The sequence below is a fragment of the Paenibacillus sp. Soil522 genome (assembly GCF_001428245.1).
Taxonomy (GTDB): domain Bacteria; phylum Bacillota; class Bacilli; order Paenibacillales; family Paenibacillaceae; genus Pristimantibacillus.
Genome location: NZ_LMRV01000044.1, coordinates 78,006 through 94,454, shown reverse-complemented (window position 1 = coordinate 94,454; position 16,449 = coordinate 78,006). Strand labels below are relative to the sequence as shown.

Below are 16,449 nucleotides of genomic sequence, written 5' to 3'. Positions count from 1 at the left end.
GTTCACCTACCTTCGGAAGTTTATTTCTTTGAACATGTCCACTACAAAGTTAATAAGCTGATTGACTAAGCCAAACATCAGAATGCCGATAAACCAGATGATCAATATGCCAACGATGCTCAGTACCGTAATCCAAACCATTTTTACCAGCTCGAAATCGTGAACGATTCTTACCTTCAGCAGGAGCAGCCAACCGACCCAATAGAGGGTGAAATTGATAAGGAATGAATAAATCGAGCTTTCATCCAGCGCCAAAATATTCGTTAACAGCGTGATCGGAATATTGAAGATGGCATACGGCACCAGCGCAAACGCGCTGCCGACGAACACTTCCTTAAACTTCCCTTCTCCCTCAAGAATCGCGCTTACGCCCCAATTTGACACCGTCCAGGTTAGCCATGGCACAACGATCCAAATCAACTCATGCACGAAAGAAATCTCATAGATTTCTCTCGTCTCGAAGGCGTAACCCGTAATTAGAATCGCAATCATTCTAGCGATATAAGCGAGTGCGACTATAAACAACGCTTGCCTCCATTTAATGCGTCCCGGTTCCTGGATGTCGTGGTAAAAATCAATCGGGTGCACAAGCACTTGCCGCATCATTTTAAACGTGGCGATCATGGGGCACCCCTCCCTTCATTCGAGCCGCATTAGACGTATTGCGGTCTGTCAGCATCGCGTTCACCTTTCGCCATAGGAAAGGAATGACGTAACGCAAAGTTATAATCAGCACTATGATTCCTAGACATATTGGGGCAAAATGCTCCCTGAAATATTCCTTCCGATATTCCTTGAACGCAACCGAATAATCGAAGCGCGATCTTGCCAGCTCAAAATAAGTCATCGCATCCTTATAGTTTTCCGCTTTATAGAGCGATTTGCCGATAGCGAGATAGGCTAGATCGAAGTTGGCATTCAACTGCAGCACCTCGTTCCACATCCCCTCCGCTTCCTTATAGCGTCCGTCGACGAATAACCGCGAAGCGTCATGCACCAGTTCGGCAAACGGCGTCGTACGGAACAGATCGATGCGATTGCGCCCTTTGTCCACCACATACACCGTGCCGTCCTGCGACTGCGCCAGGCTGGAAGGCGTGACGAACAAGCCATTCTGATCCCCGAGCCCTCCGAACACGAACAAGAAATTACCAAGCTTGTCGTACTGATAAACCTTGCTCGATTGCAAATCCAGCGCTGTGATAACGCCGTCCTTGTCTACGGCCAAATCAAGAAACGACGGCACCTCGAACGGACCGGCATCGAAGCGTCCGCCGTACCTCTTCGGAACAACGTTGAGCGTATCGACGCCTACGGGCGATAACCGCTTCAATTGATTCATTTCCGTTCCGAGCGTCGTCGTGTAGATGAAGCCTTCCGCGTCCTGCACCGCATTGGAGAACTCGAGCGGCTTCGCAACGGACAGCTTCGCCTTCTGCTCATCGGTCGCTACGAGCTTAACGAACAGCCTGCTCCAGCTAAAACCGACGTGGTTAGCTCCATAGAAGCCTTTGAATTGACCGTTCGGATCAATTTGAATGAGGCCCTGCGTATTGCCGTCGCTCACGACAAACATGTAATTGCGCTTGTCGACGAGCAGCTTCGACGGGGAATACGAGAAGGTCGCGCCAAGCAGCGGGCTTTCAGGCTTGCCGAACTGCTTTACGAATTTGCCCTTTTTATCAAAAATAGCGATTCGTTGATTTTTAGTATCGGCGACAAAGACGGTTCCGTCCTGCTTCACATAAACGCCCTTCGGCTCGTTCAGCATGCCGTCGCCTTCCGCGTCCCCGATGATATTCAGCAACTTATGATCCGTATCCAAATGCACGACCCGGCTGTTTCCGGTGTCGACGACGTAAATCGTTCCGTCATCAGCCAGAAAAATATCTTCAGGCGCGTTGAACGGCCCCGAGGACAGGTTGTAGCCGTCGATCGAGCTCTCGTACATGTACCCGTTAATCGAATGCACGTCTTCGCCCAGCTTATTCCTCGTATATCCCTCATAAGGAGAAGCCGCGAACGTTTGAACCGGCAGAGCTGTAACTAGCATCAGTAAAGCGATAGCCGTACTGACAACGAATCGGAATATCGTAACCTGCTTCATCCCGGCAGTCCTCCTACTCTTTCAGACCTGAATGCGCCATCGTTTGCAGCACCAGGCGCTGCGTTACGATAAAGACGATAATCGTCGGCACAATCATCAATAAGCTGGCGGCAGCGAGTGTGCCGACACGCGCTACGACGCCATATCCGCCGCTTAACGTCTGGATCGCCAGCGGCAGCGATTTCATATCCTGATCGGTCGTATACACCATGGCCGGATACGGATCGTTCCAAGCGGATATAAAGCTGAATAAGGCAAAGGTTGCAAGGGCCGGCTTCAGCATAGGCATAACGACGACCCAGAACACCTTCCATTCCGAAGCGCCGTCCATGCGCGCCGCCTCGAGCAAAGCGTCCGGAATTTGACGTAAAAACTGCGTCATCAGGAACATGCCGACCGGAGCGGCCAAATAAGGCAATATCATCGCCCAGTACGTATTGATAAGGCCGATTTTGCTGATGAGCAAATATTGCGGAATTTGGACGACCATCGGCGAGAACATAATCGCGAGCACGACCATATTGAAAATCGCGCTGCGGAAAGGCATGTTATGCTTCGCAAGCGGATAAGCCGCCATGGCCGACACGATGATTCCGAATACGACGATGCAGGAGCTGACAAGCAAGCTGTTAAAAATAAAGCGTGAAAACGGTACGCTCGTCGTTCCCGTTATGAGCAATAGATCGCGAAAATTGATCAACGTCGGATTGTTCACGAAAAACCGCGGCGGAAACAGGAACAGCTCGCTTGTCGGTTTAAAGGCGGTGGACACCATGTAAACGAGAGGTGCAAGCATCAAAAGACCGAACAACGTTAGAAATAGATAAAGGAAATAGCCTCCCCAATCCTTTCTGCCTTTCACTGCGCCAGTCATATCGGTTCAGTCCTTTCCTAGCCAATTGAATATGAGACGGTTCAGTCCGATCATCATGACGAACAGCACAACCGCGATTGCCGCGGCGTAGCCCATCTCAAACTTGATAAAGGCGTAATCGAATAAATGCGTCAAAATCGTATGGCCCGCATAAAGCGGACTCGGCAACCCGACGAGCTGCACGCTGACATCGAATACGGTCAGTGAGCTAACGACCTGGAGCACCGCACCGAACAGCAATTGCGGCTTAACCGATGGAACCGTAATATAAATGAGCTGCTGCCATCTATATTTGATTCCGTCAATTTCCCCTGCTTCATACAGATCCTTAGGTACGTTTTGAAGACCGGCAAGAAAGGCAAGAAAGCCTACCCCCATGGACATCCAAAGCGAGACGATAATGATGACGGGCACGATCGAATGAATATTTTGCAAAAATAAATAAGGCTCATCGATAATGCCAAGCTTAGCCGCAAAGTAGTTAAGCAAGCCCTTGCGGTCGCCCGCAAACAGGTAGAGCCAAACAACCGACATCGCCGTCGCGCTCGTTATCGAAGGCGTATAGTAGCAAAGCGTATAGAAAAAGCGGTATTTTTGCGGAATTTGGCTAATGAGCCAAGCCAGCAGAAACGCCATTACATAGCCGACAGGCCCCGTAATGAACGCGAATTTCAACGTTATGCCGATCGCCTTAAGGAAGATGTCGTCATCGACGAACAAGAGCCTGTAATTGGACAGGCCGATAAATTTTGGCGTCTCCAAGATGTTGTAATACGTGAAGCTGAGTACAACTGATGTTACGACCGGTACGATCGTAAACAGCGTGAACAGGATAAGAAAAGGGGCGAGAAACAGGTACGAAACCCTGTTTCTCTTCATTTCCTGCCAAAGCAAGGACAATTTTCCCGGTTCACGGAGGCGCTCCGCAGCCGGTGTGGCTACGGTTACCGCCTGATCTGCGTTCATTTTCACGGACTGTCGCCTCCTTTTGAAGCTGCCTGTTCGGTAGTTTCGTCGTTCAATCCAAATTCCTCGCGCTTCTTGCGCAATTCCTTATCGATTTCCTTAACGCCTTCCTCCACCGCTTCACGCGGTATTTTGCCGTTCAATACAATTTGGTTCCATATATTCGCGATATGCCTTGTCGTGTAGTAGCCGCCGATTACAACCTCGCGCTCCTTGAACCATTCCCACTGCTCGAGAATGGCATCGATATCGGAGGACTGCCAAGGCATACGCGTCAGCGCCTCAATATTAGCCGTATTCCAGCGCGCCTCAACGCCAAGCAGCGCTTCGAGCTCGGAGCCGAATCGTTCCTGCGTATCGGCGCTCGTCCACCATTTCAGAAACTCCCACGACTCTTCCTTCATATCGGTGTCTTTGAAAATCATGCCCGTTTGTGCAATGCCTCCGGTTGAACGGTTAATTTGCCCGTCCTTCTGCTGAATGCCCGGCATCGGCTTCATGCCCCACCAGCCGGTAAGTTCCGGCGCCGCAGTCGACAGCAGCACGTAGGTGGAGTAATCCGCCACTCCGATCGGCATTTCGCCGGAACGGAAACGGTTGTAGAAATCGGCCTGCTTCGAAATTTTGAAGTTCGTGAACAGACCCGTCCACAGCTTGAACGCCTGCATCGCCTCCGGCGCATCGAGGTTGGAGTATTTGCCGTTTTCACGGTAGAACTCGCTGTTCTGCTGGAACAGGAACGGCGCGAATTCATTGATTGCTTGCGCCGGATTATTCGGAGCATGCGGGTAGAAGAAGTCCATCCCGTTTTGCTGCAAAATCGGAATGAGGTCCATCACTTCCTGCCATGTATCCGGAATTTGATCCTCCGTTATGCCCAGCTGCTGCATAATATCCTTGCGGTAGAACAACATATTGAAGTTTTGATTTTCCGGGAGAGCATAGCTGCCGCCGTCGTACTTGTAAGGAATGAGCGCGCCTGGCCTGAAGCGTGCGGCTACATCGTCGTAATCGTCGAACTCTTCCAAGTTAATAAGCCCGTTCCGGACTGCGTAATCAATCGGAATTTCGCCCTCTACGCCGAGCGCGACATCCGGTGCGACACCGGCCGTGCTGGCAAGCAGCAGCACCTGCATTTGCTGCGCCGGAATGACGTTAATGTTCACCTTAATGCCCGTTTCTGTCGTGAAATCCTCGTCAATCATTTGCTTAATGATATCGACCCAGTCACGGCCTCTGGCTACCCATACGTCGAGCACCTTCTCGTCCTCATAGACGTTGCCGATGCCGCCGTAATTTTTCGTGAAGGAGCTCGTAAAGTCGTAAAGCATCGTGCCTGTTCTGGCTATCCAGCCCGCAGCCGGAGCCGGCCAAGCGGTATCCGGCGATTTAATGATCAGATAGTCGAGCAGCAGGCTCTGCTTGCTCAGCCCGTTCACCCATGTCCCGAGCGACGCCTGCAAATCGTTGAATTGCCTCATGCGTCCCGGAATGGAAGCCGTGTCTTTAGACAGGCTGAGAATCACATCGCGCGCCTCGTAAAGCGTGCTTACCTCCGAGCTGCCTTCGTCGACGCCGAGCGCATACAATCCCTTGATCGCATCATCGAAGCTCTTTGCCATAAGCTGCAGGCGCGGCACGAGGCTCGCAATATTTTGCTCCAAGCGCCAGTCGCCGTTCGGATCGGGATTCGTTCCCGTTACTTGAATTACCTCCCGGCCGAGCAGAGACATTTTGCGCGTCGTATCGGTAATCGTCTCAAGCATCCGCCCGAGCGCACCGACCTGCACTTCCATTCGAATCGTATGCTTGCCCTTCTCCAAATAATAGAGATAAGGCTCTTTACTCTCACTGTCGCCGCCGAATTTCGAAATTTGGAACTCGGGCTTATAAGGGAAAGAGATTTCATTCATTTCTTTAAAAGGCAGCTTGCCGTCGATCGTTACCGTACGCTGAGTCGGCATGCCGTTCAGAAACCATTGTCCATAACGGGCTCCGATTTCATACAAGCCGCTCTCAGGCACCGTGGCTTCCCACTCGGCCCACTGCCCTCCAGTCCGCCAGCTTGCGCCGCCGAAAGTATTAAGGACGATCGAATCTTTATTGAACGGCTCCGTTGCCGGCTCGCGATCCTCGATACGCTTCAATGTCGGATCGGACTTCAAGGTCGACAGCTCCGCCTGCACCTTAATGAGCTGGCCTTCCGTCTTCTTATAGCCCTTCTGCCCGTAGGTGCTGGCGACCTCCGCATAAGTCTGCACCTGCTTCGGCGAGTAAATATCAATTTTCCCGATTGCTGCCGGCTCGCGCACCGCTTGAAGGCGCAGCGTATGCTTGCCCTTCGTCACATAGAAGCGAAACGGTTCGTAGGTCTTGCCTTCCGAATCGCGGAACTCCCGGTATTGCCAGCCTGCCGTCTCTTCCCTGCGCGGATTGAATTCATTGCCTTGGTTGTCGAACCAAGGCTCGCCGGCTTCCTTCCACATCCTCTGGAATTCCAGCTTTTTCGCCTGGTAAAACGGATATTTCCCATCAATTTGCACGCTTCGAACGATGGATGAGCGTTTGCCCTCCATCGCATAATAGCTCATCCCCATTTGATAATAGCCATCCTGCGGCACCTCAAAGGCATAATCCGCCCAGCTATCCTCTTCGATAAGCGCAAGCATTTGGCCCGCTTGGCCGCCGAGGCCGGATTGTATGCTTGTCCCCGACTCACTGACCGTCAAATAATCAGTGGAGGAAAGAGTGACTCTGAAATCGGCCGTATCCGCAGCGCCCTGCTCGTTCCAGCTGTCTACATATTTATTAAAAGACGGCTCCAGCTTGCTGCTGGCGTCTTCGCCTTCCAAAATTGACGATTCATCGATTGCTGCATTCACCGTAATTCCAGCCATTGCATCATCGTTGTAGCCTCGTGAATTATTCCACCACATAAAGAAACAGACCAATGCGGCAATAACAGCCACTGTTACCTTATACTTGTTTAGCCAACGAATCACCAAGGAGCACCCCCTTGCCATACTAGCGTAAACGGCTAACGTCATCCTCTGGAGGCGTTGCTATCGTTTCGCGATGAAATTTAAATTTGGTTGAGTTAAAATGCCGAATCATCCTTCGCGGGAAGGATGATTCGAACAATCAGACGCGGTCAATACGACAGAAGCTATAGCTTACTGCTGAAGCTCTTTGATCAATTTTTCCTTTTCGGCCTTCAGCTTGTTCTCAACGTTTTCTTGCGTTTGCTGAATAGCCGTTTTCGAGTCGATGTTTTTATCAAGCGCCTTGAGAACGCCTTCAACCCACAGCGGCCATGCCATACCGTCAAGACGTGTATAACGTCTTATAGGAATTAAGCCGGCCAGCTCACTGTATAACCTGAAATCCTCTTGGTCGCCGAGATATGGATTCGTATGAGCGAGGTACCATTCTTGACTTGTAATATGCTTATAATCCGGTTGAATGGATTCCCCGATCCATAGCTTCCATGCTGCTTCGGACGTCGTCATAAACTCTACGAATGCCCATGACGCGTCTTTGTTCGCGCTTTGCGAAGGGATAACGAACGTCGATCCGCCCATACCTACATTAAGACCGAAAGGCATCGTTGTCGCTCTCCATTTGCCCGATTGATCCGGGAAGTTCTCTGCCAGAGCGCGCGCGGCCCAATTTCCGGCTACGAACATCGGGGATTCGCCTTTTTTCACGCGCTGCTTGCCTTTATCGCTGAGAATGCCATCATGCGGAGCAATTTTCAGCTGATTAACCTGCTTGGAAATATCAAGGAATTTCACGAATTCGTCTGTGTTGCGAACCCAGTTCATTTCGTCGTCATAGTAGCCATACGAATCTCCCAGCCAGTGAACCGGTGAATCGCGCCATTCCAATGCATACTTGCCGTTTGCTTTCAAAGTTTGGGCAAGCGTGAAGAAGTTTTCCGGTTCTTGAATGTATTCACCAAGCTCAGCAGGATCGGAAGGCAAGCCAAGCTCTTCAAAAATATCAGCGCGGTAGTAAGTCACACCAGGTGTAATATCCCACGGCATACCGAGCAATTTGCTGCCGTCAATCGAAGACCAACGGTTCCAGTTGTACTCCGATACAAGAGTTTGATATTTGCCGGCGTCATATTGCGGTTGAAGCAAATCTTCAAGCACGTTTCCTGTGCTGTAGCGAGGGAATTGACCTTGCTCGACGAGCGCGACATCCGGTGCTCCTTTGCCTGCTGCCAAAGTCGTTTGCAGCTTGTCATGCAAATCGCCAAACGGCACAAAGATCGTTTTCAGCTTAATGTTCGGATACGCTTCGTTAAATGCTTTTTGAAGAGCCGCATCATTCTTTTTATTGTCTAGAAATGTCCAGAACGTAACTTCACCGGAAATCGATGGATCAACGGTCGATTTGGCAACTCCGCCATCGGTCTCTGCATTTTCCGCTGCCGGCTCGTTTGCCGCCGCATTAGTGTTTCCTTCCGCGTTCGCCGGCGTGTTTCCTTGTGCGTTATTGACGGTATTCGTTCCCGCACCGCTGGAGCATGCGGTAATGAGCATAATGAGAGCCAACATAAAAATGAATGTGCTTGCAATCTTTTTCATCTATAAATCCTCCCTTGTTTTTTAAAATAAAGCGTTTACATTTCATCTCTTAACCGATATAGTCATTAGTACCTCACACTATTTATTGTGAAGGCTATAATAACCATGTTTAATACAATTATTAATCAGTACAATCTGCTTAAACGAAGCAATTACTCATTCTTCTTGTCTATCATGCTGTTATGACTCCCTTTTGTTAGCAGCATCATTAAACGAAAACGGTTCACGCAGTGCCTTGCCCGCAAAACGCCCGTTTTACCCACAACATAAACAGCGTAGAAGTGCAACAACTTTGCATGCTTATATTGTAATAAATTTATTAACCGTTAAGCGCGGAATAGAATTAGCTCCTTAAAATACCGCATCCTTAATCGGTTTATGCTTCACCCCCATACGAAATAACAATTATGTTAATCGATTAATGACTTTGTTACATCATTAGTTTAACACGTATTTTCAGGTTTTCAAGCCCTAAAATTGCTTTCTTGCAATATTTCTGGAAAGCGCTTTCTCGCATTAGCGGCATAAATGTTGAAAAACCGCATAACAGCAGGTATTTCATCAGCTTTTCCCCCTAAAAAAAAAGCAAAAAAAATCACCCTGAAGAGGGTGATTAATATTTTTATAAATGATATTAGCAGACCCATACTTGATCCCCAGTTACTCTACCTCGACAGTGAACGGAACGATAAACGTTTTATCTCCACGCTGAAATTGACCCCATATTTTATACAAGCCCGGCTCTGGAAAACTTGTCGAAAACTCGGCGGTTGGCCCGCTTTCGTTGCCTTCCTTCGGATGAACATGCAGATAACGGCTCAATTCCTCGTTCAAAATAACGACATGTCCGATGGCTCCTAAGTACGGCTGCAGATCGGTGATCGGCTTTTTCGTCTTAGCATCGCTAAACGTAAAGGTTAAATCCGTCTCCTCCCCCGCCTTAAAGGAGGATACCTCTAACGAGGCAGCGACGCCGTCAACGGCTTTCATGAGCGATGCATCCTTCTTCAGTGGCTCTGCTGCTTGCTTCGCGCCGGATACTTTCAAGCTGGACGTTACCGTCATCTGCGAGTAGCCTGTCGGAATAAAATCCGCAAATAGCTTATACGCTCCGCTCTTAACGAATGAGGCTTCCACCTCAAATTTCCCTTTGCCCGCATACTCCGGATGAATATGGCTGAATTCCGTCATATCCTCGCTTACAACGATTAGATGCATCAGCTTCTCATGATTAACATCGTATTTCTCGATCGGCTTTCCGGCAGCATCATTAAGAAATAGCTCGATTTTCGTCTTTTCACCCGGCTTAGGGCTCTCCGGCGAATATCGCCATTCCAGCTTCACATTCGCCTGTGACATATCCTCGGAGTCAGCCTGACCGCCATGCCCGCTATGATTTTCCGCTGATTCTTCATTGCCGGCAGTATCATTCGCAGAATGTCCGCTATGCTCATTAGCCGCAGCCTCCGTTTCACGAGGCGCAGCATGCTGCGCATGCTCGTCATTTGCGGCGCTGCCGCAGCCTGCGGCTAGCAAGCTCAGTACGATTAAAAATGCAGCGGCAGAGCGCTTGCGATACTTTGACAGGTTTCCCTTTAACTTAAACATATAAATTCATCTCATCCTTTACAGTCTAAGCGCATTCAGTACTACGGATACCGAGCTTAACGCCATCGCAGCTCCCACCAGCCAAGGGGCAAGGAAGCCGGCAGCGGCAATCGGTATGCCAATCACATTGTACGCGAGCGCCCAGAATAAATTTTGTCCTCTTGATTAGACAACGTCATAGCCTTGATCTTCGATTGCCGCTTTGACAGCCTCGATCGTTACCTTCGTCTCATCAAACTCAACCGATACCTTCTTGCCCGCCAAATCCACCTTGCCCACTGCACCCGCGCTGCCGACTGCTTTCTCAACCGCACTGACGCAATGTCCGCAGGTCATGCCCTCTACCTTCAATACTGTGTTTGCCATTATATAATTCCCCTCTCCTCTATTTCATTAGTTTGTTAACGGTAACCAGCAATTCATCGATAACTTCGCTTTCGCCCGCTTGAATCCGTTCGATCACACAGCTCTTCAAATGGCCCTCCAGCAGCAGCTTGCCGACGCTGTTCAGAGCGGATTGTGCCGCGGCGATCTGATTAAGCACGTCATCGCAATACGTATCCTTCTCGATCATCGCCTTCACGCCTCTAATTTGCCCTTCAATCCGGTTGAGACGCTTCGTTAAATTGTCCTTCATTTGCTCCGAATGGTGACTCTTTCGCGGACCAATCGAATCACAGCAGTCAGCTGAAGCATGCGATTGCTCATTAGCCCCATTGTTTAACGTACGGTTATCCATCCTACATACCTCCAGGGGGTATAAGCTTATGAATTCATTCTAGCATACCCCCACAGGGTATGTAAATAGTCTTTTTTATTTTGTTTTTGCAGCCCTGTCTAGCCACTTTTATTATGGAAGGCAATATGCTACGATCCTCGTAAACAATAGTAAACCACACCTAGCCGGAGGAATGACAGCTTATGGATTATTATGCACATGTCAAATGGTTCACAGACGTCGTCGCGGAGAAAGAATCGATAGCTGCCGTGCTATCTCCCTTTTTCATGACTCTCGCTCTATTCGTGGCCGTTCTGCTCGCGGTACTGACCCAGCTTTTGCCCGCAATATCCATGTCGAAGCTGTCCACCCGAATCGATAGCGAGCTCGATAAGCTCAGGAAATACTCGTTGCCTGTTCTCAAATACGGCACGGCGGCAGCGCTGCTCATTCAAGCCGCGTCCGGAACGCGTTTTGCGCTTGAATTCGAGCTTGCGGACGGCTGGCAAACCGTTCTTATGTGGACCGCAATCGTGCTTCTGCTTATTCCGCAGCACTATGCGACTAAGATCGGCGCGCTTGCAATGCTGGTCGTATTTATCGATACAAGCGTCGAAGCCGGGCTATTCCATATGCTTGATTACGGCTTTTACCTTGCCATTATCGGCGTCCTGCTGCTTGAGAGAACCAAGGAATCCAGGTGGAGCTTTCCGCTGCTATATTTGGGAACCGGGCTATCTCTCTGCTGGGTAGCCGTCGAAAAATGGATTTTCCCGACAATGGCTGAGGATATCATCATTAACCATAATGTGCCGACGTTCGGCATCGAGCCGGCTATATTCATCGTGATGGCCGGCTTTATCGAGTTCGTCGTCGGTTATTTGCTTGTCGTCGGCATTTTGAACCGGTTGCTGTCGGTCGTATTGACGCTCATTTTCATATCTACGACGATGCTGTTCGGCATGATGGAGCTGGTCGGCCATTTTATAATCCACATCGTGCTGATCCTGTTCATCATCGAAGGCGCCAGCTTCTATAAGCCGCCGGTCTCTATGCACCGCACGGTTATCGATCAGATGGTGTTTGTGTCGCTCAACTTTATTTTCGTGCTCGCAACCTTCGTGCTCATTTATTACCGCTTCGCCTAGTTGCTTGGATACCCTTCGAACAGAGAGGATGAACCTTTATTAAAATACCCATTAATTTTGCCCATCGCGGAGCAAGCGGCTGCTGTCCCGAAAATACGCTTGCGGCATTCAAAAAAGCGCTTGAGCTCGGCGCTACAGGCATTGAAACCGATGTTCAGCTGACGAAGGACGGACGCATCATTGTTATTCACGATGAGTCTTTATCGCGAACGACCGGCCTCAGCAAGCTTGTAAAGGATACCGATTACGAAGAGCTTGCCTCACTCGACGCCGGGAGCTGGTACGCTTCGGCCTTCCATGCTGAACGAATACCAACGCTCGAGCAGCTGCTCGAGCTCCTGCAGCCTACCGGCGTCATCCTCAATATTGAGCTCAAAAACGGCGTCATCCTTTTTCCAGGAATCGAGCATAAGGTGATCGAAATGGTTCGCGCTTACCAAATGACGGACCGCGTCATCCTATCCAGCTTCAATCATTACTCGCTCGTGCTGTGCAAGCAATTGGCGCCCGAAATCCGTACCGGCCTGTTGTACATAGAAGGGCTTTATCGTCCTTGGGATTATGCGGCGGCCGTCCAGGCAGACGCGCTGCATGCCTACAAATATGCGGTAACGCCCGAATGGATCGCAGAGGCGTCTGCACGCGGCATCGGCTATCATCCGTTCACCGTTAATGACGCGGACGAGATGGAGCAGCTGCTCGATGCAGGCGCGGCCGGCATCATTACCGATTTTCCGGATCGTCTGGCAGAAGTGCTGACAAGGAGAGGAGTGCAAGCGGAATGAAAAAAACATGGCTGCTCGGGTTCGGTTTTTTCAGCATCAGCATTACATGGGCGCTATACAACGCATTCGTTCCTTTTTTCCTCGAAAAGTTTTTGACGAGCACCGCGCTTATCGGATTTATGATGACGATCGACAATTATTTCGCTTTGTTTTTGCAGCCGTGGATCGGCAGCCGCAGTGACCGCACGAACAGCCGTCTGGGCAAAAGAATGCCTTACCTGCTCATCGGCATGCCGCTCGCTGCTTTGTTTGGAGCACTTATCCCTTGGCATACCAGCTTGCTAACGCTCGTTTTGTTTATGGTGCTCATGAATCTTTCGATGAGCTTATACCGTTCTCCTACCGTTGCGCTTATGCCCGATATCACGAAGGACAGCAAGCGGACGCAAGCGAACGGAATTATCAACTTCATGGGCGGCATCGGCTCCATTATCGCCTTCTCGGGAGGCTCGTTACTATATGAGAAGCATGCTTCTCTCCCGTTTCTGACAACATCCGTCTTGACGCTGATCTGTCTGGTCATTCTCTTGGGTACGATCAAGGAAAAACGGGATGCTATCGCCTACGCGCCGGAAGAGGAGAAGCCAAAAATATCGTTCAAGGGACAATGGAACCGGCCTACGATTTTCCTGCTGGGCGCCATTTTCTTCTGGTTTCTGTCCTATCAAGGCGTTGAAGCCTTCTTCACCTTGTACGGCACAAACCATTTGCATCTAACGGAAGGTCAATCTGCGTTCTCGCTTGCTTTCTTCTCGCTTGCCTTCGTCCTCGCCGCCATTCCGAGCGGTCTGCTCGGCAATCGCTTCGGCAAAAAACGGATCATCGCCATTGGCGTCGTTGGCCTGATCGCGATTTTCGCCGCAATTTCATTCGTCGACGCATTGCTGCCGCTTCGTGCACTGCTATTATTGGGGGGCATATGCTGGGCGATGATCAACATTAACTCCTACCCCTTCATCGTCGCCCTTGGAGACGAGCAAAGCATCGGTACCCGTACGGGCATCTATTATTTGATCTCCTCGCTGGCCGCCATTGCATCTCCTCCGCTGATGGGCGGTTTGATTGATCTGCTCGGTTATTCGGTGCTATTCTACTTCTCATCAGGCGGCATGGTTATCGCCCTGCTCTTCCTGCTCGGAATCCGGGACAGAGGACTTCCGAGAGCAATCGCTGCGCAAAATGGATCAACTAACATTTAAACCGCCCACCCGATTCCACGTATATACGGCCTGTGCGCGGCATGATCACCGGAATAGAGAAAGAAGCTTTCTCTATTCCTTGAGAAGCAGCTCATTTATTGAGAATAGGGAAAAAAATTTACTCTACTTCTCCCATTTCCATCTGTATGCGGCCTGCGCGCGGCATGATCAGGCAGCGTCACAGCGTCATTAAGTTTGTGTAAGTTAGCAGGTATCCCCGTCCGCATGAGCCATAATGGATTTTTTGGGTCTTATTCAGCTCGAATCGGCTTCTGATTCGCCTAAAGCCACTGAATAACTCCGAAATACTCCGCTATTTCAGCCGTTAATGCAAGAATTGCGATTATAGCGCCCCATATTACCGCTATCATTAATACCATAAAAAAACAGACATTCAGGCGGTTCCCCGTCTGAATGTCTGTTTTTACCATTAGTGTATGCTGCCTTTGCTAAATCCGCCGCCCATGACGTCGGATACATGCTCGATGGCAATAAACGCATTCTGATCAATGGATTGCACGATTGCTTTCAGCTTCGCCAGCTCAAGACGGGAAACGACGCAATAAATCATTTGCGTCTCATCCTTCGAATAACCGCCTCGCGCTTGAATCAATGTCGTGGTGCGTCCTAACCGATCGATAATTGCCTGGGAAATTTCCTCGAATTCGCTCGAAATAATCGTCACCGATTTCGACTCGTCGAGACCTTCCACGACGATATCGATTAATTTTATCGCAATATAATAAGTAAACATCGAATACATCGCCGAATCCCATTCAAATACGAAGCCTGCAACGACAAAGATAACGACATTGAATATCATGATGATTTGTCCAACAGGCATGCGCAGCTTCTTCGAAATCAGAATCGACACAATCTCTACGCCATCGAGCGAGCCGCCAAAGCGAATCGTAAGACCGACACCCGCTCCCAGAATAAGACCGCCGAATAAGACCGCCAGCAGCTTCTCCTCCGTGAACGCATCAACATGATGAAGCAATGTCGTTGTCACCGACATGACGATAATGCCGTAAAGCGTCGAGATTGCAAACGTTTTCCCAATTTGCTTATACCCGAGAATGAGAAACGGTACGTTTACGATGAATAAATAAAGTCCGAGCGGAAGCGGTGTTAAGTAAGCGAGCATAATTGAAATCCCGGCAATGCCTCCATCGATTACGTTATTGGGAACGAGAAACAACTCTAAGGAAACGCCCATCAAAACCGAACCGATTGTGATGAATACGAACCTCTTCAAGATTTCTAAAAATGATAGGCTCTTATGTGTCTTTGTCAACAGCTCAACCTCCGTTTTTCCCGATTGTATCCATTGACTTTAGCATAGAAATGGCATTTTTTCAAAAATAGCCGATCTCCAACGGAAAGACAAACCGTATACGCAAGGCCCGTATTCCTCCATCTTAACGGCATCCCCATAACTCAAAAAATGCACACAGCTACTTCTCGGTAAATGGAAACAGCAGCTTCTGCTTATCGCTCTCGTACATGTTTTGCTTCGTAATCACCTCAGACCCTGTATCGATGATCGGCTGTACTTTTCCCCCTGCACTCAGCTCCACCGCTGCTTTAACCGCCAGATAGCCCATATTAAACGGCTTCTGTACGATGGTCGCTTGCAATACTTCCTCCTCAAGATAGGAAATTTCCTCCATCGAATTGTCAAAGCCAATCAGCTTCACGCGCGATACAGCTTGCATCTCTTTAATCGCTCTTGCGGCTCCCACCGCCGTCGGCTCGTTCAAGGCGGCAATGCCTTGCAGAGCCGGTTCATTCCGCAGCAGCTCTACCGCAATTTCATATGCCCGCTCTTCGGAGGCGTCACTATAAAGCGTATCGAGAATTTGAATATCCGAATAGCCGACTAAGCTCTCACGCACCCCGCGCTCTCTTTCCATCGCCGGCGCGGAACCCCGCACGAAATTAATGATAGCAACAGAGCCTCTCTTGTTTTGATCGATCGAATCCATTAATAACCGGCCTGCCTTCTGCCCGCCCGCAAAATTATCCGTTGCGATGAAGCTGGTCGAAATGCCATCTTTGAGAGCCGAGTCGACCGTTATCAGTTTAATGCCTGCAGCCACAATACGCTTCGCGACCGGCACGATCCGATTATAATCAGCCGCCGCCAAAATAATAACTTGAGGCTTATCCGCAATTGCTTGCTCCAACACAGCGATTTGCCCGTCGATATCCGACTCTGTCAGCGCCCCTGCCACCTGCAGCTCTACATCAAATTCCTCGGCTGCCATATTGACGCCCTGCCGCATCACTTCCCAAAACTCAACCTGACGGTCCATCGTTTTCGGCACGAATAAAATATGCGGTTTTTGCGGCTGCAGCTTATGGATACCAGCTTCAGCTGCGAAAGCAATCAAAACGGTCAACAGGGTGACGCACATAACAATAAGTGTCCATTTTCGCAGCATGG

At 49.7% G+C, this 16,449-nt stretch carries 15 protein-coding genes; 3 read left to right on the top strand and 12 right to left on the bottom strand.

What is annotated here, in order from left to right:
* Positions 1-6 precede the first annotated feature (6 nt).
* From ASG81_RS14155 to ASG81_RS14110, 10 genes are all read right to left on the bottom strand, one after another.
* Positions 7-624, bottom strand: a complete 618-nt coding sequence (locus tag ASG81_RS14155; protein WP_056635098.1) for a YIP1 family protein — start codon at positions 622-624, stop codon at positions 7-9.
* Positions 608-2,107, bottom strand: a complete 1,500-nt coding sequence (locus ASG81_RS14150; RefSeq protein WP_056635094.1) for an NHL repeat-containing protein — start codon at positions 2,105-2,107, stop codon at positions 608-610. The genes ASG81_RS14155 and ASG81_RS14150 overlap by 17 nt, the downstream gene beginning before the upstream one ends.
* Positions 2,108-2,120: 13 nt before the next feature.
* The gene (locus ASG81_RS14145) at positions 2,121-2,981 is read right to left on the bottom strand and encodes a carbohydrate ABC transporter permease (RefSeq protein WP_056635090.1); all 861 of its coding nucleotides are present in this window, start codon (positions 2,979-2,981) and stop codon (positions 2,121-2,123) included.
* 6 nt (positions 2,982-2,987) lie between these two features.
* Positions 2,988-3,947: a carbohydrate ABC transporter permease gene (locus tag ASG81_RS14140; RefSeq protein WP_081417359.1), complete on the bottom strand. Its 960-nt coding sequence runs from the start codon at positions 3,945-3,947 to the stop codon at positions 2,988-2,990.
* A gap of 2 nt (positions 3,948-3,949) precedes the next feature.
* A complete protein-coding gene (locus ASG81_RS14135; protein WP_056635088.1) occupies positions 3,950-6,949 on the bottom strand; it encodes an extracellular solute-binding protein in 3,000 nt (999 codons plus the stop codon).
* A gap of 171 nt (positions 6,950-7,120) precedes the next feature.
* Positions 7,121-8,542, bottom strand: a complete 1,422-nt coding sequence (locus ASG81_RS14130; protein ID WP_056635082.1) for an ABC transporter substrate-binding protein — start codon at positions 8,540-8,542, stop codon at positions 7,121-7,123.
* A 430-nt stretch (positions 8,543-8,972) separates the two neighbouring features.
* Positions 8,973-9,104, bottom strand: coding sequence for a hypothetical protein (locus tag ASG81_RS33515; RefSeq protein WP_268795782.1), 132 nt, complete (start codon positions 9,102-9,104; stop codon positions 8,973-8,975).
* A 98-nt stretch (positions 9,105-9,202) separates the two neighbouring features.
* Positions 9,203-10,150 (bottom strand): hypothetical protein, encoded by a 948-nt coding sequence (locus ASG81_RS14120; RefSeq protein ID WP_056635077.1) that lies wholly within the window; start codon positions 10,148-10,150, stop codon positions 9,203-9,205.
* A gap of 165 nt (positions 10,151-10,315) precedes the next feature.
* A complete protein-coding gene (locus ASG81_RS14115) occupies positions 10,316-10,516 on the bottom strand; it encodes a copper ion binding protein (protein WP_056635073.1) in 201 nt (66 codons plus the stop codon).
* 19 nt (positions 10,517-10,535) lie between these two features.
* Positions 10,536-10,889 (bottom strand): metal-sensitive transcriptional regulator, encoded by a 354-nt coding sequence (locus ASG81_RS14110; RefSeq protein WP_056635070.1) that lies wholly within the window; start codon positions 10,887-10,889, stop codon positions 10,536-10,538.
* A gap of 182 nt (positions 10,890-11,071) precedes the next feature.
* On the opposite strand from ASG81_RS14110, the gene ASG81_RS14105 reads away from it, so the two are divergent.
* The 3 genes from ASG81_RS14105 to ASG81_RS14095 are packed head-to-tail and all read left to right on the top strand — an operon-like array spanning position 11,072 to position 14,000.
* On the top strand, positions 11,072-12,016 hold the full coding sequence (locus ASG81_RS14105) for a DoxX family membrane protein (RefSeq protein WP_056635068.1): 945 nt from the start codon (positions 11,072-11,074) through the stop codon (positions 12,014-12,016).
* Positions 12,017-12,054: 38 nt separating this feature from the next.
* Complete coding sequence (locus ASG81_RS14100; protein WP_056635065.1) at positions 12,055-12,801, top strand: glycerophosphodiester phosphodiesterase; 747 nt, start codon at positions 12,055-12,057, stop codon at positions 12,799-12,801.
* A complete protein-coding gene (locus ASG81_RS14095) occupies positions 12,798-14,000 on the top strand; it encodes an SLC45 family MFS transporter (protein ID WP_056635061.1) in 1,203 nt (400 codons plus the stop codon). Before ASG81_RS14100 ends, ASG81_RS14095 begins: the two co-directional genes overlap by 4 nt.
* Before the next feature lie 430 nt (positions 14,001-14,430).
* Here ASG81_RS14095 and ASG81_RS14090 read toward each other — a convergent pair whose 3' ends face one another.
* On the bottom strand, positions 14,431-15,297 hold the full coding sequence (locus ASG81_RS14090) for a YitT family protein (RefSeq protein WP_056635058.1): 867 nt from the start codon (positions 15,295-15,297) through the stop codon (positions 14,431-14,433).
* A 160-nt stretch (positions 15,298-15,457) separates the two neighbouring features.
* A complete protein-coding gene (locus ASG81_RS14085) occupies positions 15,458-16,447 on the bottom strand; it encodes a substrate-binding domain-containing protein (protein WP_155971525.1) in 990 nt (329 codons plus the stop codon).
* Positions 16,448-16,449 lie beyond the last annotated feature (2 nt).